General features: G+C 70.2%; 21 protein-coding genes, 1 pseudogene and 1 riboswitch. Of the genes and pseudogenes, 9 read left to right on the top strand and 13 right to left on the bottom strand.

Annotated elements, in window-relative coordinates:
- Window positions 1-14 precede the first annotated feature (14 nt).
- Complete coding sequence (locus tag OC490_RS32715; protein WP_262061639.1) at window positions 15-881, bottom strand: CbtA family protein; 867 nt, start codon at window positions 879-881, stop codon at window positions 15-17.
- Window positions 882-917: 36 nt separating this feature from the next.
- On the bottom strand, window positions 918-1,133 hold the full coding sequence (locus OC490_RS32710) for a CbtB domain-containing protein (RefSeq protein WP_262061638.1): 216 nt from the start codon (window positions 1,131-1,133) through the stop codon (window positions 918-920).
- Window positions 1,134-1,190: 57 nt separating this feature from the next.
- Window positions 1,191-1,264: riboswitch (cobalamin riboswitch) on the bottom strand.
- Between the two features lie 206 nt (window positions 1,265-1,470).
- Between OC490_RS32710 and OC490_RS32705 the strand changes: the two genes are divergently transcribed.
- Window positions 1,471-2,637 carry a hypothetical protein gene (locus OC490_RS32705; protein WP_262061637.1) on the top strand — a complete coding sequence of 389 codons (1,167 nt, stop codon included), beginning with the start codon at window positions 1,471-1,473 and terminating at the stop codon, window positions 2,635-2,637.
- A 46-nt stretch (window positions 2,638-2,683) separates the two neighbouring features.
- Here the strand turns inward: OC490_RS32705 and OC490_RS32700 are convergent, their stop codons facing one another.
- Window positions 2,684-3,496, bottom strand: coding sequence for a hypothetical protein (locus OC490_RS32700; protein WP_262061636.1), 813 nt, complete (start codon window positions 3,494-3,496; stop codon window positions 2,684-2,686).
- 271 nt (window positions 3,497-3,767) lie between these two features.
- On the opposite strand from OC490_RS32700, the gene OC490_RS49425 reads away from it, so the two are divergent.
- From OC490_RS49425 to OC490_RS32680, 4 genes and pseudogenes are all read left to right on the top strand, one after another.
- Window positions 3,768-4,340 carry a hypothetical protein gene (locus tag OC490_RS49425; protein WP_315986718.1) on the top strand — a complete coding sequence of 191 codons (573 nt, stop codon included), beginning with the start codon at window positions 3,768-3,770 and terminating at the stop codon, window positions 4,338-4,340.
- Window positions 4,330-4,502: pseudogene (locus tag OC490_RS32690) on the top strand (FAD-dependent monooxygenase); the annotation flags it as partial. The gene OC490_RS49425 and the pseudogene OC490_RS32690, both read left to right, overlap by 11 nt.
- A 172-nt stretch (window positions 4,503-4,674) precedes the next feature.
- Window positions 4,675-5,499: a DUF1684 domain-containing protein gene (locus OC490_RS32685; protein ID WP_262061635.1), complete on the top strand. Its 825-nt coding sequence runs from the start codon at window positions 4,675-4,677 to the stop codon at window positions 5,497-5,499.
- A gap of 119 nt (window positions 5,500-5,618) precedes the next feature.
- Window positions 5,619-6,596: an ArsR/SmtB family transcription factor gene (locus OC490_RS32680; protein WP_262061634.1), complete on the top strand. Its 978-nt coding sequence runs from the start codon at window positions 5,619-5,621 to the stop codon at window positions 6,594-6,596.
- A gap of 55 nt (window positions 6,597-6,651) precedes the next feature.
- On the opposite strand, the gene OC490_RS32675 is transcribed toward OC490_RS32680, so the two are convergent.
- Window positions 6,652-8,052 (bottom strand): NtaA/DmoA family FMN-dependent monooxygenase, encoded by a 1,401-nt coding sequence (locus OC490_RS32675; RefSeq protein WP_262061633.1) that lies wholly within the window; start codon window positions 8,050-8,052, stop codon window positions 6,652-6,654.
- The gene (locus OC490_RS32670) at window positions 8,049-9,134 is read right to left on the bottom strand and encodes an LLM class flavin-dependent oxidoreductase (RefSeq protein ID WP_262061632.1); all 1,086 of its coding nucleotides are present in this window, start codon (window positions 9,132-9,134) and stop codon (window positions 8,049-8,051) included. Before OC490_RS32670 ends, OC490_RS32675 begins: the two co-directional genes overlap by 4 nt.
- A 469-nt stretch (window positions 9,135-9,603) precedes the next feature.
- On the opposite strand from OC490_RS32670, the gene OC490_RS32665 reads away from it, so the two are divergent.
- A complete protein-coding gene (locus tag OC490_RS32665) occupies window positions 9,604-10,362 on the top strand; it encodes an alpha/beta hydrolase (RefSeq protein WP_262061631.1) in 759 nt (252 codons plus the stop codon).
- Here OC490_RS32665 and OC490_RS32660 read toward each other — a convergent pair.
- The 3 genes from OC490_RS32660 to OC490_RS32650 all read right to left on the bottom strand — a co-directional run bounded on the left by OC490_RS32660 (window position 10,356) and on the right by OC490_RS32650 (window position 12,875).
- On the bottom strand, window positions 10,356-11,597 hold the full coding sequence (locus OC490_RS32660; RefSeq protein ID WP_262061630.1) for a 4-hydroxybenzoate 3-monooxygenase: 1,242 nt from the start codon (window positions 11,595-11,597) through the stop codon (window positions 10,356-10,358). The genes OC490_RS32665 and OC490_RS32660 overlap by 7 nt on opposite strands.
- Window positions 11,598-11,654: 57 nt before the next feature.
- Entirely contained in the window at window positions 11,655-12,428 is a 774-nt protein-coding gene (locus OC490_RS32655; RefSeq protein WP_262061629.1) for a maleylpyruvate isomerase family mycothiol-dependent enzyme, read from the bottom strand.
- 84 nt (window positions 12,429-12,512) lie between these two features.
- Window positions 12,513-12,875, bottom strand: coding sequence for an STAS domain-containing protein (locus OC490_RS32650; protein ID WP_262061628.1), 363 nt, complete (start codon window positions 12,873-12,875; stop codon window positions 12,513-12,515).
- A 172-nt stretch (window positions 12,876-13,047) separates the two neighbouring features.
- Here OC490_RS32650 and OC490_RS32645 point away from each other — a divergent pair, with 172 nt between their 5' ends.
- Entirely contained in the window at window positions 13,048-13,545 is a 498-nt protein-coding gene (locus OC490_RS32645) for an ATP-binding protein (protein ID WP_262061627.1), read from the top strand.
- A 9-nt stretch (window positions 13,546-13,554) separates the two neighbouring features.
- Here the strand turns inward: OC490_RS32645 and OC490_RS32640 are convergent, their stop codons facing one another.
- On the bottom strand, window positions 13,555-14,298 hold the full coding sequence (locus OC490_RS32640) for a class I SAM-dependent DNA methyltransferase (RefSeq protein ID WP_262061626.1): 744 nt from the start codon (window positions 14,296-14,298) through the stop codon (window positions 13,555-13,557).
- Window positions 14,299-14,344: 46 nt separating this feature from the next.
- Window positions 14,345-15,229 (bottom strand): alpha/beta fold hydrolase, encoded by an 885-nt coding sequence (locus tag OC490_RS32635; RefSeq protein WP_262061625.1) that lies wholly within the window; start codon window positions 15,227-15,229, stop codon window positions 14,345-14,347.
- A gap of 241 nt (window positions 15,230-15,470) precedes the next feature.
- Between OC490_RS32635 and OC490_RS32630 the strand changes: the two genes are divergently transcribed.
- Complete coding sequence (locus OC490_RS32630) at window positions 15,471-16,298, top strand: alpha/beta fold hydrolase (protein WP_262061624.1); 828 nt, start codon at window positions 15,471-15,473, stop codon at window positions 16,296-16,298.
- 48 nt (window positions 16,299-16,346) lie between these two features.
- Here the strand turns inward: OC490_RS32630 and OC490_RS32625 are convergent, their stop codons facing one another.
- Window positions 16,347-16,832, bottom strand: a complete 486-nt coding sequence (locus tag OC490_RS32625) for a MarR family transcriptional regulator (RefSeq protein WP_262061623.1) — start codon at window positions 16,830-16,832, stop codon at window positions 16,347-16,349.
- Window positions 16,833-16,928: 96 nt separating this feature from the next.
- On the opposite strand from OC490_RS32625, the gene OC490_RS32620 reads away from it, so the two are divergent.
- Window positions 16,929-18,095, top strand: coding sequence for a PP2C family protein-serine/threonine phosphatase (locus tag OC490_RS32620; protein ID WP_262061708.1), 1,167 nt, complete (start codon window positions 16,929-16,931; stop codon window positions 18,093-18,095).
- Here OC490_RS32620 and OC490_RS32615 read toward each other — a convergent pair whose 3' ends face one another.
- Window positions 18,096-18,545, bottom strand: a complete 450-nt coding sequence (locus tag OC490_RS32615; RefSeq protein WP_262061622.1) for a response regulator — start codon at window positions 18,543-18,545, stop codon at window positions 18,096-18,098. It lies immediately after the preceding gene.
- Complete coding sequence (locus tag OC490_RS32610; RefSeq protein WP_262061621.1) at window positions 18,542-20,218, bottom strand: sensor histidine kinase; 1,677 nt, start codon at window positions 20,216-20,218, stop codon at window positions 18,542-18,544. Before OC490_RS32610 ends, OC490_RS32615 begins: the two co-directional genes overlap by 4 nt.
- Between the last annotated feature and the right edge of the window lie 36 nt (window positions 20,219-20,254).

Genomic DNA, 20,254 nt, shown 5'->3' with positions numbered 1-20,254 from the left:
TCGTGGGGAGTTGGTCACGCCGGGACGGGGTCCGGCTCCTGTGACGGGGTGGTGGCGTCCGGGCGCGCGGGCCGGAGGAGGCGTTCGGCGAGCGGGGCGAAGATCAGGCCGAGGGCCGTCCAGAGGATGAGCTGCGCGGCGACGGAGTAGAAGCGGAAGTTGAACAGCACGTCGGCCGGGAAGCCCGGGTAGACGATGTGGCCCTTGGAGTCGGTCAGCGGGAGCGGCGTCTCGGTGGCGTGGTTGCCGAAGTTGGCCTTGTTGTACGAGAGATGGCCGAGCTGCGGCAGAAGCAGCATGACGATCCCGATCGCGACGACGAAGGCGGCACCGGCGAGGAGGCCGGCGTTCCAGTTGCCGAAGCGGGCCTGGAGCCGCTTGCCGAGGTAGACCGCGCCCGCGAGGAAGGCGACGGAGCACACGACCATGATCAGGTACAGGGCGCCGCGCTGCTGGATGGTCTCCTCGTGGCCGATCGCGGGCGGGTTGGCCGGGTACTTCAGGAACGGCACCAGGTACATGCCGAGGAATCCGCCGGCGGCGACGAGAAGCGCGAGGCTGCGTGCCCGCAGACCGCCGGTGCGGCCGAGGCAGACGGTGTAGGCGACGGCGAACAGCGCGCCCATCGCCATACCGAAGAAGACCATGCCGACGCCGATGCCCACATTGGCCTGGATGGTGCGGCTGAACAGATCGGGGTCGGCGCCCTCGACGGGCAGCCCCGCGGCCTTGTCCAGCGCGTTCTGGGCGGCGTCACGACCGCTCTCGTAGTCGATGGCCTTGGCGATCTGTGGTTCGGCGAAGATCCGCGCGAACACGAAGGCGAGCAGGCCCGCGACTGCGCCGGCGAGGACGCCGCGCAGTATGAGCTTCTTTTCCATGTCGAGTTGTCCGTACGTCCAGGTGCCGGCGGAGGGTCAGTGGCAGGGGAAGCCGAGGAAGTGGCGGGCGTCGTGGACGAACTCGTGGATGTGCATGTCGTTGCCGAACACCGACACGGCACCCTGGTCGACACCGATGAAGTAGTAGACGGCCAGCGCGATCAGCGCGGTACCGACCAGCCAGACGATCGACTTCGAGATCGGCAGGACAACCGGCGTGGACACCGGACGGGATGTGGAAATGCTGCTCAAGGTGAGCCCTCCTTCGGGATCGTGCGTCCCTTGCGTGTACGGGCGAGTGAGGGTTCAGTGTCTGACTCGCCCACCACCTTCCGGCGGCGGGCTCACAGTGGCGCGACCGTGCTGGAATTCCACCAGCTTCCTTATGCCATCACTACAGGGGGAGCGTACGGCGCGGCTCTCCGGACCGTCAATCAGGCCCGTGCCGGGATGTGTGACCTGCGTACGTCACACGGGTGGCCCATCCGCGTGGCGGCGCGGACGGCAGGCGCCTACTACTGGACAGGATCAGCTTGTTCATCGCGCTTCGGGGGGCGATAGCAGCATCACCCTCTTCATGGAGCCGAGCATGACCACCCGCTCTTTCCCGCCCAGCCCGGACCAACACGAAATACCTCAAGGCAGCGCGGTCCACCCGCTCGCGCCCTCCGACGGAGGGCCCACCGACGGATCGCCGCCGACAGCACGTCCGTCGCAGGAGGGTCCCACTCAGCGCGGCTCCGAGGGTGAGTACGTCGATCCGATGCACAGCCTGGTGCATGCCGCCGTCACCGACCGGCCGTTGGAGGAGGTCCTCCAGCTCATCACGTTGCTGGAGCAGTCACCGAAGTACGCGCAGGCCACCGTCGACGCCCTGCGGACGATCGGTGTGGACCGGTCCGTGGAGGACGTGACGCGCCTCGTGACCCTGCTGACGCAGCCACCGCGCCATCTCGACTCCGCCGACGAAACGATCCGCGCGGCGGCCGAATGCCGACCGGTGGAGGAGGTCACCCGGCTGATGGCCCTGCTGCACCGGGCTCCGCTGGAACCGCACTGCGGCGAGGAGGCGGTACGGGCCGCGGCCGGCCGACCCGTCGAGGAACTCGTCCAGTTGATCGGCCGCCTGGCCGAGGAACAGGACGCACCCGTCCGGGCCGCGGGAGCGGCGGCAGATCGGTCCACCGTTCAGGCCGCCGCCAGGTCGGAGGCGACCGGACCTGTCCCGGCGGGCACGCACGGGCCGGAGCACCCGGGTGAGCGTCCGGCTCGCCGACGACGTCCACGGCCTGCGCGCACGGCGGTTCGGCGCGCCGAACTCCCGGTCTGGCCCCGGCTGTTCGCGGCGGCGGCGCTCCTGCTGTGCGGGCTGTCCTACTTCCCGCTGCACCGGGACGGGGCCTCGGGTGCCGCCTACGGTTTCGCGCTCGGGGTCTCGATCCTGTGCGTCCTGCTGGCGCCGGCGCTGGTGTTCCACGGCGGGCTGCCCGTGCTGGCCGTGTCCACGGTGGTACCGGCCGCGTTGGCGGCGATCCAGCTGTTCGACGGACGGTTCCACTCCACGCGACTGTCCCAGGCGCTGCGGATCACCGCCGTGCCGCCCTGGTCGGCGGGGCTGTTGGCCGTTCTCGCCGCGCTGGCGGCACTCACGGCCCTGCTCGCGCTCCTCGCCGCACGGAGGTTCGGCAGGCAGCTCGCCCTTCCCGACCGTCCCGCCGACCGCGCGCCGGCCGAGGCGAACCGGACACCTCAGTAGGGTCGACCGCCTTCGTACGACAGCCTGCGCTCAGCCGGAGCGGCGCTCAACGAGTGGTGGCGTCGGCGCTGTTGACGGCGCCGCTGCTCGCGGACGGCACGGTCGACGCCGAGGTCTCGGGGCTGGAGCCGGTGCTCCGACCGGCGCCCGCGCCGGTACTGGAGCTCGTGTCCGGCTCGGCGCTCGCGGACGGCGAGGCCGAACCGCTCGGCTGTGATCCCGCACCGCTGGACGCGAGCGGTGTGGGTGTCGGGCTGTGTGCGGGAGTGGGCGTCCCGGCCGAACCGCCGCCCAACGACGTGCCCTTGCCCGATTCGTTCCGTACCGCGGCGGCTATCGGCTTGCCCATGACCAGCTCGGCCGCGGTCACCGTGACCATCGCCAGAGCGAACACCAGGCCTGTCGCCAGCGCGAACTTCTTCCAGCCGATGGACTTCCGGAAGGAGCCGGTCCGATAGGTGGTCACCGACTCGTCGTCGGAGGGGGTGGCCGTCGGTGTCTTGTCACCGGCCGGGGTGTCGTCCGACAGGGCGAACGCCGCCCGGGCATCCGCGCGTTGCATCGCCCGCTCCTCAGTGGGCGTCAGAGCCATCGCCACCGACGGCACCCGCCGGCGGATCCCCTCACCCGTCCGTCGGAAAGCGTGCTGGAAGACGGCGGCACCAGTGGTCGCGCTGGTGCTGACCACGGCGGCGCCGATGATCGTCCCCGTCACCCCCAGCAAGGACGCCAGCACGGCGCCCACCACGGTGGCCAGCGCACTCGCCACCACCTGCACCGCGGTCAGATCGAGCACCTTGCGTTTAGGTGCCTGCTTCTTCTCTTCCCTTTTCTTCTCTTCCGCCTTCTGGCTCTCCATCAATGATCTTCAACATCCTTCGACAGTCCCGGAACACGACAGCCGTCGATGACGGCATGTGCATGGGGACGACTGCCCGGTGAGCCGCGTTTCACTTCGACTCGCGCCAACAAGGCGTCCGTCGCGCACAAGTTGAGCCGACGTCGCCGCTTCGGCCACCCGTCGCTTGCGCGTCGCGCCTACGTTCTCGATGTGTTCTGTTGCCGTGCGCCCGTCCCGAGCACCACTCCCGCACAGCGCCCCTGAGAACACACGAGAACCGAGGTCCACCATGTCCGTGACCGATGAACTGCCGGCCAACAACACCCGTTACGCGGAGACCTTCGAAGGTCCGCTCCCCCTGCCTCCCGCCAAGCACCTCGCCGTCGTGGCCTGCATGGACGCGCAGCTGAACGTGTACGCGCTCCTCGGCCTGAACGAGGGCGAGGAGCGCGTCATCCGCAACGCGGTATGGTCACCCAGGACTCCTCGGCACCGAGGAGATCTCCTGATCCACCGCTCAACGAGGTCGGCTGACATGCGATTTCGCAGACGGAGAGAACAGCCCCCGCGCATCGAATCGCCCAACTCACCGGAGGCGCTCATCCGTTCGGTCGCCCAGAGCCTGGTGCGTCGAGCGGGCATCGATGCGAGACCCGCGAGATCACTGTCCACGGTCATCGATCTGATCGACAACGACGAGACCGACATGGCCATCGACGATCTGGCGCACGTGATCGAGTGCTTCCGCATCTCCATCCGCCGCGCCGAATACGATCAACTCGTGGCAGCCGCGCAGCAGTTGGACGCGATGGACTCACTCACCGACCTGAAGGTGGAGCGGTTCGTGAGCGAGCAGGCCTGATTCAATCGCCGAACTCGTCGGCCAGGGCAGCGCCGCCGCGGCCGACGGCGACCGCATCCACATCTACGTCATCCAGCGCGTTCTCGCCGACTGGACCGGTACCGCGCCTGGTCACCGGCCCTGCGCCGCCTGATCAGCGACAACGACGGTCCCTACGTCGACCTTCGTCCTCGCGAACAACAACACCATCGACTACGCCCACTGACCGACCGGGTCGCGCTCCATCCCGACACGAAGCTGTCACACATGGGCCGGAATCCCTCGCCGGGCGGCCGGGGTTGGCACTGGTACGACACCGTTTCGAGGCCGAGCCTCGTGCGACGAAGGAGCGATCATGACCGTTGACCTCACTGCGACGGATCTGCAGGCCTTCGCCCAGGAATGGCTGGAGTGGTACCGCGGTCAGGAGGAACGGCTCGCCGCCCCGCACGGATTCCTGGCGATCACCGGACTGCACTGGCTCGACGACCGGCCGCAGCGGTTCCCGGACGCGCCGGGTGCCTGGTGGACCGACGACGCCGGGGTCGCCGTAGCCCTCGACGACGGTGAGGAACTCGTCGTAGCGGGAACGCCCGTGCGGGGTGAGCACCGCTTCGGCGTGCTGCCCGAGCGGGGCGGTGTCGACGCGGTGTGGGGTGACGCCGTGATCGAGGTGGCCAGGCGCGGCGGGCACGACATCGTCCGGCCCCGGCACCCGGACTCGCCGCTGCGCACCGCCTTCGCCGGTACCCCCGCCTACGCGCCCGATCCGCGCTGGGTGGTCCGGGGACGGTACACGGCCTTCGAGACGCCGCGCCCGACGACCGTGGGTGCGGCGGTCGAGGGCCTTGAGCACGTGTACGACGCCCCGGGCCGGGTCGATTTCGAACTGGACGGGCACCCGCTGGCCCTGACCGCGTTCCCCGGACGCGGGCCGGGCACGCTGCTCGTTCTCTTCACGGACACCACCTCCGGAGTAACCACCTACGCAGCGAACCGGGCCCTCGCGCTCGCCCCGCCCGCCGCCGACGGCACGGTTGTCCTGGACTTCAACCGCGCGGCCAACCTCCCCTGCGCCTATACCGACCTGGCCACCTGCCCCCTGCCACCGGCGGAGAACCGCCTGCCGGTCGCCATCGAAGCGGGGCAGAAGATTCCGCGTGAGCGGGGCGGCGTCTGAAGCCCGGTCCGACAACCAAGCGCGCCTCTCAGTCGTCACCATGAGGGGCGCGCCGGATTCTGTGCGGCTGTGACCCCCCACCGATCACGCGCACTGACCACGCGCGGGAATGAGGTCGCATGCTCAGAATTCACTTCACCTCGCGGGACCTGCAGAGCATCCGGGTCGCCCGCCGGCCCCATACGTTGTGGGAACTCGTGTGTGGTGTCTGCCGGTTGGACAGCCGACAGGGGGCGCTCGAATTCGGGCACTGGCGCCGCTCAGTGCGCGACGGGCTGGCCAGGGACCCGCGGGCCGGGCAGGCCCTGCTGCCGTTGCGGACGCTGATTCCTCCCGTGGGCTACATCCCCGACTTCCTCACGCCGTCCGTCACGGGCGGTGGTCTGGCCGGCGGTCTCGACGAGGTACGGGCCACCTCCCGCGCCCGGTTGACCCGTGAGCTGTCCCGGCTCGCCGAGTCCCGTCCGCTGCCGTCGTGGGTCTCCGCCCTCGACCGGCCTGGAACCAAGGCCCTGGGGGCGCTGACGCGGGCCCTGGAACTGTCCTGCCGGACCCTGCTCGAACCGTACTGGCCCTGGGTTCTGGCCGCCGTCGTCGACGATGTCGACCTGCGCTCCCGCGCGCTCCTCGACGGCGGCACCTCCGCCCTCCTCAACAGCCTGCGCCCGCACGCCCATTGGCGCGCTCCCGTGCTGGAGGTGGACTATCCCGTCGACCGCGAACTGCATCTGCAGGGGCGGGGCCTGCTGCTCGTCCCGTCCTACTTCTGCTGGCGCAGGCCCACCGCCCTCGCGGACCCCACGCTCGGGCCCGTGCTCGTCTACCCGGTCGCCAAACAGCCCCTGGAGATCGTCCGCGCGAGCAGGGACGGGCTGGAGCGGCTGCTCGGCCGCACCCGGACGGCCGTACTGGCGCATCTGGCCGGTCATGGTCCAAGGACGACGTCCGAGGTGGCTTCGGCGGCCAACATCGCGTTACCGAGCGCGAGTTACCAGCTCGGTGTGCTGCGCGACGGAGGCCTGATCGCCAGTCACCGGGACGGCCAGTTCGTACGGCACTCGGCGACTCCCCTGGGCCTTCGCCTGCTGGACCGCTGACACACCCCGCGGTGGCCACCGTGCGCACGGGGACGGTGGCCACCGCGGCCGTGGTTCAGCCCGCCTGTCGGCGGTCCGTGGCGGTGCGGTGGGTGAGCGGCTCGCGCAGGCCGAGGTGTTCGCGCAGGGTCGTACCGGTGTATTCGGTGCGGTAGACGCCGCGTTCCTGGAGTGCGGGGACGAGGAGGTCGACGATGTCGTCCAGGCCTTCGGGGATCAGATACGGCGTGACGTTGAAGCCGTCGACGGCGCCGTGCCGGACGAAGTGGGCGAACTTGTCCGCCAGTCTCTCCGGGGTGCCGACATGACCGCGCTGGGGGCCGAGCGCGATGACGGTCTCGCGCAGCGACCAGCGGTTCGCGTCGGCCTTCTCCCGCCATTCGGCGACCACTTGGCGCGGATCGGCGATGCGCCGTGCGCCGAACGAGCCGTCGTTCTCGGCGACGACCGGGTCCTCCTTGGGCAGCGGCCCGTCGGCGTCACGGCCGGACAGGTCGAGGCCCCACAGGAGTCCGGCGATGCCCAACGCCGTTGCCGGGGTGACCTGTTGGAGGCGGATCCAGCGCTTCTTCTCCAGTGCCTCCTCCTCTGTGGCGCCGATGATGATCTCGGTGCCCGGGAGGATGCGCAGATCGTCCTCGGGGCGGCCGACGGCGCGCAGCCGGCTCCGCAGGTCGTCGGCGAAGGCGAGCGCGTCGTCGAAGTCGTTGCCGTGCGCGGAGAAGATGACGTCGGCGTTGCGGGCGGCGAAGTCGCGGCCCTCGCCGGAGTCCCCGGCCTGGAAGATCACCGGGTGTCCCTGGGCGCTGCGCGGCAGGGTGGGTGCGAGGTCGACGTCGAACTGCGGTCCCTGGTGGCGGACTTGGCGTACGGCGTCGGGTGCCGCCCAGGCCGGTGCGGCGGCCGAGTCGGAGACGGCCGCGTCCGTCCAGCCGTCCCACAGGGCGCGGGCGACGGTGAGGAACTCCTCGGCGCGCCGGTAGCGGTCGGCGTGGTCGAGGTAGCCGCCGCGGCGGAAGTTGGCGCCGGTCCAGGCGTTGTCGGTGGTCACCACGTTCCAGCCGGCGCGGCCCTCGGAGAGCAGGTCGAGGCCGGACAGGCGGCGGGCGAGGTCGGCGGGTTCGTTGAAGGTGGTGTTGGAGGTGCTGACCAGGCCGATGCGGTCGGTCACGGCGGCCAGCGCGGCGAGTTGGGTGATGGCGTCGGGCCGTCCGGCGACGTCGAGGTCGTGGATCTGTCCGTCGACCTCGCGCAGCCGCAGCCCCTCCCCCAGGAAGAACGCGTCGAACAGGCCACGTTCGGCGGTCCGGGCGACGCGCCGGAAGTTGGCGGGGTCGATCTGGGAACCGCTGGCCGGGTCGGACCAGACGGTCCAGTGGTTGACGCCCTGGAAGAAGACGCCGAGGTGGAGTCGGGCGTCCGGGTGGGGCACGTCGAGGGGGTCGGTGCGGGTCATCGGGCTTCCTCCTGGACGGCCGCGGCGGCGTACCGGTTCGCGGGCCGGTCGAGGCCCAGGTGAGTGCGCAGGGTCGCGGCGGGCAGGGGCCGTAGGGCGTGCCGTCGTTCGAAGAGTTGGGGCAGGACGAGCCGGGAGAGTTCCGGAAGGTCCTCGTCCAGCACCAGCGGGTGCAGCCGGACTCCGTCCACCACTCCCCTCAACTCCCCCAGCAGCAGGGCGAGTCCGGCGGCCGAGCCGATGTGGCGCAGGCGTCCCCGGTCGGGCCAGGGCGCGTGGCGTTCGAGGTCGGCGACGCGTTCCTCGGCCGTGGCGTGGGCGGTGTCGAGAGCGACCTCGATCTCGGCGAAGGCAAGGGGCGTTCCGGCGGTGACGGCGGCGAGGTCGCGGCCCTCGACGAGAGCGATGTCGAGTTGCCCGGCGGGCACGCGGGCGGGGTGGCCGAGCACGACGAGTTGGCCCTGCGGTGGACGCGGCACGATCGCCGGGCCCTTCACCGTGTACGCGTCGCCGGTGAAGTCGACGTAGTGCAGCCGGTCCCGGTCGAGATAGCGGCTGGTGGCGACGGAGCGGATGACCGCGTCGTCCTCCCAGGAGTCCCACAGTGCGCGGACGACCTCGACGCCGTCACGGGACTCACGGGCGCGGACCACGGCCCCGTCGACGAGCGGACGCCCCCAGACGGAGGCGGCCTCGGGCCGCGTCTCCTCGCTCACCACCCACCCGGCACGCCCGATCGAGATGTGGTCCAGGGACGCCAACTGGCTGGAGACATGGAACGGTTCGGCGTAGGTGAGCGGCACGACCGGTGCGATACCGACGACACTCGTCGACGCGGCGATGAATGCGGCCCGCTCCACCGCGCCGATCCGGCCGACCACGTCCGGGCCGGTGCCGGGCGGGAGCGCGCCGTCCTCCAGGGTGAGCAGGGTGAACCCGGCGTTCTCCGCGTCGGCGGCGACACGGGCCACCCGGCGCGGGCTCAGCAGGTGGTCGGGCGAGTGAGCGGCGCGGCGCCAGGCCACGGGATGGGCGCCGTCGCCGTCGATTTCGAGGGCGAGCCGCAGAGCGGAGCCGGACATGGGGGTTCCTTCCGAGAACGCGTCGAGACGGACGGCCCGTGGGGCCGACGTGGGTCAGGGGCGTACGGAAGGACAGACGGCGGAGGCGGTACGGCAGTAGTCGACGTGCCGGCGAATGATCAGCCGCGCGCCCGGACCGGCACCGCGAGGTGCGGCGTCACATGCGCGCATGGGGCCTTCACCCGTCCGGGAGCGATCGTCTCAACCTACGTCGTCGGTCCCGGAAGATGTCAAGAACATTAGATGTACACGCATACGGCAGTACGGCGGCGGCCCGCGGGCAACAAAGCGTTGGCCGCGCTCACGAGCGGGCTGCTAACTTGCCGTAGGCCGTGAACGCACGCGAGGAGGCGAGACCCATGAACGCAGTATCCAGGTGGGTGCTCCCCCTCTTCTCCACGGTTGGGCCAGCGACCTAGAGGTCGCCGGGAGCGCCGCACGACAAGGCGATCCCGAAAGGCAACACCCCATGAACTCAACGCACTTCCACTTCACCGCCGAGACGACGTCGAACGGCGTCGTCCAGCACGACTTCACCTTGGGCGAGGTCACCGGCGCCCTCTGGTCGCCGGTATCCGGCGCCGACCGCGCGCCCCTGGTTCTGATGGGGCACGGCGGCGGCAACCACCGGAAGTCTCCCGCCATGACGGGCCGTGCCCAACTCCTCGTGGCCCACGCCGGTTTCCACGTCGCCGTCATCGACGCACCGGGCCACGGCGGGCGCCCCCGCACGGCACACGACGAGCGGGAGATCGCCGCGATGCAACGGGCGATGGCGGCGGGCGAACCCGTCGGCGAGATCGTCGTCCGGTACAACGCCCACCTCGCGGAGCGCGCCGTACCGGAGTGGCTGGCCACCCTGGACGCCCTCCAGGAGCTGCCGGAGATCGGCACCGAAGGACCCGTCGGCTACTACGGCCTGAACATGGGCACCGCGATCGGGGTACCGCTGACCGCGGTCGAACCCCGCATCACCGCCGCGGTGTTCGGCCTCTTCTGGTACGACGACGCCCTCGCCGACACGGCCCGGCGCATCACCGTTCCGATCGAGTTCGCTCTCCAGTGGGACGACGAGCACATCCCGCGCCCGTCCGGTCTCGCACTGTTCGACGCCTTCGCCTCGAAGGAGAAGTCACTGCACGTCAACTCGGGCGCGCACAAGGAACTGCCCAGGTTCGAGGCGGACAGCGCGGTGCGGTTCTTCGTCCGGCATCTGCGCCGTCACTGACCTCGACTCGGCGGCCCGGCGCTTTCTCCGAACTCCAGCCCTGTCATGAGTTCGGAGAAGGCGCGGGCCGCGCCGGGGGCCGTGAAGAGCCGGTCGAGCCGGGCGCGGGCCAGCCCGCGCCGGAAGGGGCCGGAGCCGGTGGCGTCGCCGGCGTCGTGCAGCATGCCGGTCATCCAGTGGGAGAACTCCTGGTCGCTCCAGACCCGGCGCAGACAACGCGCCGAGTAGGTGCGCAGGCCCGTGTCGTCGTGGTCGTGGACGGAGTCACGTACGGCCCGGGCGAAGAGATCGGCGTCGTAGAGCGCGAGGTTCATCCCTTTGCCGCCCATCGGCGAGACGATGTGCGCCGCGTCGCCGACGAGGAAGAGGCGGCCGTACTGCATCGGATCGTGGACGAGGCTGCGGAGCCGGAAGATCTCGCGGTCGGTGATCGGGCCGGAGACGAGGGCCGGGTCGCCGAGCCGGGTGCGCAGGGCGTCCCAGACGCGGTCGTCGGGCCAGGCGTCGGGGTGGTCGTCGGGCGGGCACTGGAGGTAGTAGCGGCTGGTGTACGGGCCGCGCGGGAAGTGCGCGGCGAAGCCCTGCGGGCTGACGGCCAGCAGCGGGTGGGCCGGGGACGGGGCGTCGGCCAGGACCGTCAGCCAGCCGATGCCGTGATCGAAGGCGTACGGCGTGAGGGCCCCGTCGGGGACGGAGGTGCGGCTGATGCCGTGGTCGCCGTCGCAGCCCGCGACGTAGGCGCAGGTGAGGGTGCGGAGGCCGCCGTCCGCGGTGCGGTAGCGGACGGTCGGGTGCTCGCCGGTCAGGTCGTGCAGGGAGACGTCCGCGGCCTCGAAGCGCAGGTCGCCGCCTTTCGCGAGGTACTCGGCGGTGAGCTTCTGGACCAGCATCTGCTGGGGACAGAGACGGGCGGTCGGTCCTTCGGAGCCGTCGTAGTCCGACACCAGATGGGGTTCGCCGTCGACCCGGAGCTCCAGGATGCCCTCGTGCGGGACACCGCCCAGGACGCGGTCGGCCAGTCCCCAGGAGTCGAACATGCGCACGGCGCGGGTCTCGACGATGCCGGCTCGCTGCCGTTGGGCCACGTACTCGCGGCTCCGGCGTTCCAGCACGACGCAGTCGACGCCGCTCTGCTGCAACAGGTTCGCGACGGTCATACCGGCCGGGCCGGCGCCGATCACCACCACGGTCGTGGATTCCGGCGACTCGCTCAACTCCCGTGCGCTGTCGGCCACTTGACCACCTCCGGAAGCACCCTAGCCGAGCGGATGCGGTGACCGGGTGGCGTTCGGTCAGGCCTCCGGGTCCCAGGCGATGAGCTGGTCGAAGAGTCGTCGCTCGCCGTCGTACTTCACGGAGTCGACGTAGATACGGCCGTACAGGAAAAGGACCAGTTCACCGGCCGTAGCCCGGGCGGAGGCGTAGGCGGTGTCGGCCGGAATCGTCGCGGATGCGGGAACAAGGGTGGCCCGCGCGCCCGCGGCCGAGAGCGCGAGGCGCCAGGATCGGCCTTCGGTGGCGTGGTAGTCGACAGTGGCGGGGTCGTGCGGCCAGGCGCTGTCCGTCGCGCAACAGGTGAACAGGAACTCCTCGACACCGTCCACTGCCGCCTCTTCCGGCAGCGGCTGCGGGTCACCCAGGGTGATCTGGACGTCGTAGGTGTGCACCATGGCCTCCTGCACCTGGTGCCGGGCGACGGCACCGGAGGTCTGCGGGGACTGCGAGTCGCCCCACCATGTCCAGCAGCCACGATCCGGGCCGAACTCCCGCAATGCGCCCATGAGTTGCTGCGTGGACTCGGCCGACCAGGCGAGCAGTGCCTCCCGCTCCCGGGGCGCTTCCGAGGCGGCCGGGGTCGCCCGACCGTCAGCGGGCCCCGCGGCAACGGTGGCGGCCCAGCGGCGATGCACGGTGCCCAGGTGATGCACCAGGTCGAGCAGTGTCCACTCGGGGCAGGTCGGCACCTGCGCGTCGAGGCTGGGTGCGGCCGCGACCGCGGCCCGGAACGCCGTCGACCGTTCTTCGATCAGCCGCAGCAGGTCCGGGAATTCGAGAGTCTTCGTCACGCCGGATGTCTATCACCGCCCTCCGCCGTCAGGACAGCGGTTTTCCGGACCGGCCTGCGGAGGGCGCCGGCGTTGCCCCAACTGTTACTGAGAGAGGGCCTGTTGGACCGTCGGGCAGCAGTCGATGACTCCGTCGATGCCGACGAGCTGGATGATGCGCAGCACGGGAGGGGTGGTCCCGGCCAGTCGCAGCCAGCCGTCCGCGTGGGCGAGCGTCTGGTGGACGGCGAGGAGGATGTTGATGCCGCTGGAGTCCATGAAGGTGACCTGGCTCAGGTCGAGGACGACGTGCGGCGCGACCCCGTCCGGCAGGTCCAGCGCCTCCCTGAGCGAGCCCGCCGTCTGCTGGTCGATCTCTCCGGCGGCGGTCACGACCGAGGTGCCGTCGACGACGTCGGTCCTGACCGACAACTGCCCCGGCTGCCCCGCTTGTTCGGTGTCCACCATCTGTCCTCATACACGAGTGGGTGAGCGCTACGGATCAGGACGTTCATCCGAAGTGCTGCCCCGCATCGTACGGTTGATGCCTGCCGTCCGGTGGAGCCGACGGGAATCGACGGAGTGGGTGTTGCCTCACGGGGTATGCGCGGGGCACGCGGAAGGCGGTGAGACGATCCGGATGGAACCAGACTCTTCGGAGGACGACGACACAGCGCCGCAGGCCAGGGCGCGGACTCGGCCCCTGCGGTCCACCGTGGCCCTGGACGGGGACGGCTCGTGCATCGCCGAGGCCCGGCGGCTGGCCGCGATGTTCCTCACCCGGGCACGGGCCGAGTACGGGTTGCCGGTGTCGGCCCGCGCCATGGATCTCACGCAGTTGGTGGTCAGCGAACTGGTCACCAACGCCCGCAAGTACGCGCCCGGCCCGGTGTTGATGGATCTGCGGATCGTCGGTGCCCTGGTCGAGGTGGAGGTGTGGGACTCCGACCCGGTGCTGCCGGTCGCCCACGCCACGGACGCCCAACGGGTGGGCCGGCATGGCCTGGAGATCGTGCGGGCCGTCGCGGGCGGCTTCGAGGCGCGGCGCGAGCCGGTCGGCAAGCGCATCATCGCGCGCATCGCGCTGACGGACGGCCCGGACGCGGGTGCCACCGGCGGCGGCCCGCTCCGGACGTGAGTCGGGTGGTCAGGACGTGGCCGGGACTCGGTAGACGGAGACATGAGAAGTCGACTCGGCGGTGAACTCGGCCCCGTTCCAGTCCGCGTGTCTCGTCTCCAGTTCGAAGCCCGCCAACTGGGCCATGAGGTCGAGTTCGGCCGGCCAGACGTAGCGGTGCGGGCTGAGGTCGAGCCGCGCCTGCCCGGTCCCGTCGAACCGGAAGTGGTGCGACACGACGTGCTGGTTGAGGACGTCGTAGGTGTCCAGACCGATGTAGTCGGGGTCGGTCAGCCAGACGGTGGCGTGCTGGCCCGGCGGCAGCTTGCGCAGCTCGGGTACCCAGAGCTCGATCACGAACCGGCCGCCCGGTGCGAGATGGCGGGCGGCGTTGCGGAAGCACTCGACCTGCGCGGCCTGCGTGAGCAGGTTCGAGATGGTGTTGTAGACGAGATAGACCAGGCTGTACGTCCCGGGGACGACCGTGGTCGCCATGTCGCCGATGGTCACGGGGATCGTCGCCTCGTCCGCCTTGGTCCGCAGTCGCTCCACCATCGGGCGTGACAACTCGATGCCGGTGACGGGGACTCCGCGCTCGGCGAGCGGCACGGCGACCCGGCCGGTCCCGACGGCGAACTCAAGTGCCGCGCCGTCTCCGGCGAGTTGTGCGAGCCGGTCCACGGTCGGCCCCAACGTCTCGGGCGCGAACATGCCGATGCCAATGGTGTCGTACCGCCGGGCGGTGTCGGCGTCCCAGATCTTCTCCTGCTGCATTCCGCCAACGCTCGCCCCCGGCCGCCGAGTTGTCCAACGGATTTCCTCACCGCGAGGGCCGGAGGAACTCGCCGATGCGGGTGGCGAGTTGGAGCCAGATCTCCTGCGGGAGGTGGTGGCCCATCCCGTCGAGGATCAGCAGTTCGGCGCCCGGTACGGCGGCGGCCGTGGCGTGGGCGCCACTGACGTCGCACACGATGTCGGCGGCGCCGTGCACGACCAGCGTGGGCACCCGCAGTGAGCGCAGGCGTTCGGTGCGGTCGCCCGTCGCCACGACCGCGAGGCCCTGACGCTGGATGCCGAGAGGGTCGTAGCCCCGGTCGAAGACGCGTCCGGCGCGGTCGGCCGCTGCCTGTGCGTCGAACGCGAAACCGGGGGATGCGGCAAGTCGCAGAGCGCTCACCTGCCACTCGACGAATGCCTCCCGGTCCCACGGTGGTGCGCCCAGTCCGGCGAACACCGAGAAGTCGGCCTCCCCCACGCCGGGTTCGCCGGTCGTGGACATCATCGAGGTGAGCGAGCGGACCCGTTCCGGGTGCTCGATCGCGATCATCTGGGCGATCATCCCGCCCATCGACGAGCCGACGAGGTGTACGGCGTCGAGGCCGAGCACGTCGAGCAGGCCGACGGTATCGGCCGCCAGGTCGGAGAGCGCGTAGGCGACCGTCGAGAGGTCACCGGCCAGGGCCGCCGCGAAGTCCGGCACGGGCGCGTCGGTGAAGTGTGTCGACCGGCCGGAGTCCCGGGTGTCGAATCGGATCACGTGCGAGCCCCGGTCCACCAGCGCCCGGCAGAAGCCCTCCGGCCAGTTGATCAGCTGTGCGCCGGCTCCCATGATCAGCAGGATCGGCGGTGCGTCGGGGTCACCGAAACGTTCGTAGGCGATATCGATTCCGGACGGGCCGACGTTCCGCGCTGTCTGTTCCGGCATGGCCGAAACGGTAGCCAGCGCGCGGGTGCGAAAGATCGAACCACGGTCCGACGTTTTTCGTTCGTCTCCCGGGTTACGGTGGAAGCGGCCGAGGAATTCGCCCGACACGCGGAAGTGCCTCGCCTCGCCTAGAGTGTTGTGGTCGACGTGTTCATTCCGGTCGCCTCTCGCCACCGACGGCTTCCGTCGATTCCCCGTATGACGTACTCCAACAGTTCGAGCATTTCGGGAGGAAAACACCATGCCTTTCGCCACCAGTACGGACGGCACGCGGATCTTCTACAAGGACTGGGGGTCGGGACAGCCGGTCGTCTTCTCCCACGGGTGGCCGCTGACGGCCGACGCGTGGGATCCCCAGTTGAAACTGATGGCGGACAACGGATTCCGCGCAGTGGCCCACGACCGGCGCGGGGGCGGACGCTCCGATCAGCCCTGGGAGGGCAACGACCTCGACACGTACGCCGACGACCTGGCAGCGGTCATCGAAGCCCTCGACCTGCGCGACGTGATTCTCGTCGGTCACTCGACGGGCGGCGGCGAGGTCACCCGCTACATCGGCCGGCACGGGTCCGGTCGGGTCGCCAAGGTCGTTCTGCTCGGCGCGATCCCGCCGCTGATGCTCAAGACGGACGCGAATCCCGAAGGCCTGCCGATCGAGGCCTTCGACGAGATCCGCAAGGGTGTGGAAACGGACCGTTCGCAGTTCTACAAAGATCTCAGCGCTCCGTTCTTCGGCGCCAACCGCGACAACTCGACCGTCACCCAGGGGACTCGGGACCAGTTCTGGCTCTGGAGCATGACCGTGGGAATCAAGGGTGCCTACGACTGTGTCAAGGCGTTCTCCGAGACCGACCTCACCGAAGACCTCAAGAAGATCGACGTCCCCACCTTGATCGTGCACGGCGACGACGACCAGATCGTTCCCATCGTGGCCTCCGCCGACAAGTCCTCGAAACTCGTCAAGGACGTGACCTACAAGATCTACCCGGGCGCTCCGCACGGCCTGGCGATGGTCCCCGAGTTCGCCGATCGGTTCGACGCGGACCTCCTCGCCTTCGCACGCGGCTGATCGCGTCGCCGTCGCGGAGCGTGACGTGGGCACTCCTGCGCGGCTCGGTCAGGCTGTGCGGCTGTCGGCGGACTCGTCGTGGTCGTGGATCTGCGCCGACGCCACCGCGCAGAACGCCTCCAGACCCGTGAGCAGCGCGTTGCGCCCGGCGGCCGGCATCTGTGCCAGCACCGCGCCCAACGCCTCCTCGCGGCGGGTCCGCAGATCCGACAGGAAGGTCCGCCCGGGATCGCTGAGGTACAGGCGCACCTCACGCCGGTCCGTGGGGCTCACCTCGCGGTCGACGAACCCGGCGGCCTGCAACCGGTCGCAGAGCCGGCTGGTCGACGGCGGTGTCGAGGCCAGGTGGTCGGCGAGGGTGCGCAGGTTGATGCCCTCGTGGTGTTCCAGGATGAACAGGACCCGCAGCTGCGAGGCGGACGCGGGCGCGGTCGAGGCGCGTCCCCACAGGACTTCCAGTAGTTCCGCGGCCGTGGAAGTGACCCGCGCGACCTCGGCGGGTTCGGGGCGGGGGTGGATGGAGGTCACGATCACACTCTCGCAGGCACAGGGACGGGTACCAGGGTACTAGGCACGCGCTACGCGTTCTCCGGGCGAGAGATTGGCATACCTGCGATCGTGAACAGATTCATGGCTGTCGAGCGGGCGCTGCGTACCGCGGCTCCCCACGAACTGCCCGACGTGGTCGGCCGGGAACTGGTCCGGCGGTACGCGGCGGACTCAGTGGAGCTGCTCATGGCCGACTACGGCCTGACCGTGCTGCAGAGCGTCACCGACCTGCCACACACCCTGCCGCCGGTCTCCGTGCACAACACCCCCGCGGGCCGTGCCTTCGGCGCCCAAGAGCCTTTCGTGGAGGGCAACTTCGGGGACGGCAGCGTGTGTGTGCACCTTCCGATCAGTGTGCGCGGGGACCGCCTCGGCGTGCTCTCCGTGACGCTTCCCGGCGGCGACCACGCACGCGAGTGTCTGCCCGAACTGGCGGAGCTGGCCGAGGTGTTGGGGCACGAGGTACTGGTGGCCGAGCGTGACACCGATCTGTATCTGCGGGCCAGGCGCAAGGACCGGCTCACTCTGGCGGCGGAGATGCAGTGGCAGTTGCTGCCCGGCCGCTCCTGCTCCCGCCCCGAGTTCGAGCTCGGCGCCCAACTGGAGCCCGCCTACGCGATCCACGGCGACAACTTCGACTGGTCCGCCACGGCCGACGGTCTCACGCTCTACGTCTCGAACGGCATGGGCGAGGGCATAGAGGCCTCGCTGCTGACGAACCTGACGGTCAACGCCCTGCGCAACGCACGCCGGGCGGGCATCCCCCTCGCCGACCAGGCGGCCCTCGCGGACCAGGCGGTGTACGCCCACTACCGGGGCCGTAGCCATATGTCCGTGTTGATGTTCGACTTCGAACTCACCACCGGGCGGGCGCGGGTGGTGGACGCCGGGTCTCCGCAGACGCTGCGGCTGCGCGACGGGGTGGTGGAACGTGTCGTCTTCGACGCCCAGCTGCCGCTGGGCATGTTCGAGGAGACCGACTACGTCGAGCAGGACTTCCGGGTCGAGCCCGGCGACCGGATCCTCTTCGTCAGCGACGGGGTGTACGCCGTGGCCTCGCCCAAGGGTGAGGCGTACGGGGACGCGGCACTGGCGCGGGCGGTCCAGCACACGAGGCTGCTGCCCGCCGCCGACGTGCCCAGGGCCGTGCTGCGCGAACTGACCGGCCACCGCGGCACGCCGACCCCCGACGACGACGCCTTGGTGGTGTGCCTGGACTGGCGCGGACGCGGTCCCGCAGCGCCGTGATCATCCGGAGCGATGGGGCAGGCGGACCACCTGCACGAAGAAGTCGTCGATCTGGCGGACCGCGGCGATGAACTGGTCCAGGTCGACCGGCTTGGTGACATAGGCGTTGGCGTGCAGCTTGTAGCTGCGGAGGATGTCCTCCTCGGCCGACGAGGTGGTCAGGACGACGACGGGGATGTGCACCAGTTCCGGGTCGGACTTGATCTTCTCCAGGACCTGCCGGCCGTCGTACTTCGGCAGGTTGAGGTCGAGCAGGATGAGGTCGGGCTGCGGGGCGCCGGTGTGCGCGCCGCGCCGGTAGAGGAAGTCGAGTGCCTCCTCGCCGTCCCGGACGACGTGGAGGGTGTTGCCGATCTTGTTGTCCTCGAAGGCTTCCCGGGTCATCAGTTCGTCGCCCGGATCGTCCTCGACGAGCAGGACGTCGATCGGGGTGGCGTCGGGGAGGGTCATGTCAGGGCCTTCTCGTCGTCGGTGACTTCAGGGGTTTCGGGTGCTTCGGGGGCTTCAGTGGTTTCCCCGGCGTCCGCTGCTTCTGCGGCTTCCTCGGCGTCCGCTGCTTCCTCGGCGGAGGGAAGCGTGAAGCAGAGGCGGGTGCCCTCGCCGACCGTGCTGTCGATCCAGATCCGGCCGCCGTGGTGTTCGACGATCTTCTTGCACAGGGCGAGTCCGATGCCGGTGCCGCCGTAGGCGTCGCGGCTGTGCAGCCGTTGGAAGATGACGAAGACCTTGTCGGTGAACTCCTCGGGGATGCCGATGCCGTTGTCGGTGACGCACAGGCGCCACATGCCGGGGGTCTCGGGGTCGGTTTCGCAGGTGACGGACACCTGCGGGGTGCGGTCCGGGTGACGGAACTTCAGGGCGTTGCCCACGAGGTTCTGCCAGAGCATGGTCAGCAGTGTCGGATCGCCGACGGTCTCGGGCAGGGTCTCGGGCCGGTCGATCCGGGCCTGCGACTCCTCGACGGCCGCCGCGAGGTTCCGCAGCGCCTTGTCCAGCGCCTGGCCGAGACCGGCCTTCTCCCGGGTGTCGTCGAGTCGCCCGACGCGGGAGAAGGTGAGCAGGTCGTTGATGAGCACCTGCATGCGTTTGGCGCCGTCGACCGCGAAGTCGATGTACTGCAGCCCGCGTTCGTCCAGCTTGTCCGCGTACCGTTTCTCCAACAGCTGGCAGAACGAGGCGACCTTGCGCAGCGGTTCCTGCAGATCGTGCGAGGCGACATAGGCGAACTGCTCCAACTCGGCGTTGGAACGGCGCAGTTCGACGGCCTGGGCGTCCAACTCGTCGGCCTGGCGGCCGAGTACCTCCTCCTTTTCCCGGGAGGCGTCGAGTTCGGCGACGATCCGTCTGCGCATGCCCTCGACGGCTCCGGCCACGGCGGTGAGGTCGGCAGGACCGTCCCCGGTGATGCGGTGCGCGAAGTCGCCTGCGGCGACCCGTTCCGACGCGGTGCTCAGCGCCTCCAGGGGCCGGGTCACCAGCAGTCGTACGAGTACGGCGAGGGCGACGCCGGTGAGCAGGAAGGCGGCGACCATGCCGCTCAGCACGGTGTCGCGCACCGTCCGCTGGTGGGCGAGGTGGGCCCGGCCCGCTTTCACCGCCCGCGCGAGATCGGTGTTCTGGGTCGCCCAGAGGGCGCGCAGCCGGTCGAAGTCGTGCTTGCCGCTGTCGACGGTGGTCTGGTCGACGGCGTGCGGCCGGCCGGGGGTGACGGCGGCGGCCAGGGGTTCGGCGTAGGTCCGCCGCCAGTCGGCCGCCCCGCGCTCCACCGCCCGCAGATCGGCGAGCAGTTCGGGCCGGTCGCGGAGTTGTACACGCAGCCTGGCCGCCGAGCGGACCTCGTCCTGTTTGCCGCTGGTGTACGGCTCGAGGAACTGTTTGTCGGCGGCGATCGCGTAGCCGCGGATGCCGGTCTCCTGGTTGACCAGGGCGGCCTGCAGCCGGTACGCCTCGGTCTGGGCGGGCTGTACGCGCTGGAGCAGATCGTCGGTGACGGCGGCCGTCCGGCTCAGCAGGTTCGCGCCGATCGCGCTGCCGATCACCACCAGCAGCACCATGAGCGACAGCGCGAGGAAGAACCATCCCTGTACCGTCAGCCGGCGCCCGATCCCTGTTCCGCCCGCCATGTCCCTCACCGTTCGTCTCGTTGCGGCACCCTCTCG

This window comes from Streptomyces sp. STR69 (assembly GCF_024519455.1).
Lineage (GTDB): Bacteria > Actinomycetota > Actinomycetes > Streptomycetales > Streptomycetaceae > Streptomyces.
The sequence above is the reverse complement of the archived record's forward strand: the minus strand, read 5'-3'. Positions and strand labels throughout refer to the sequence as shown.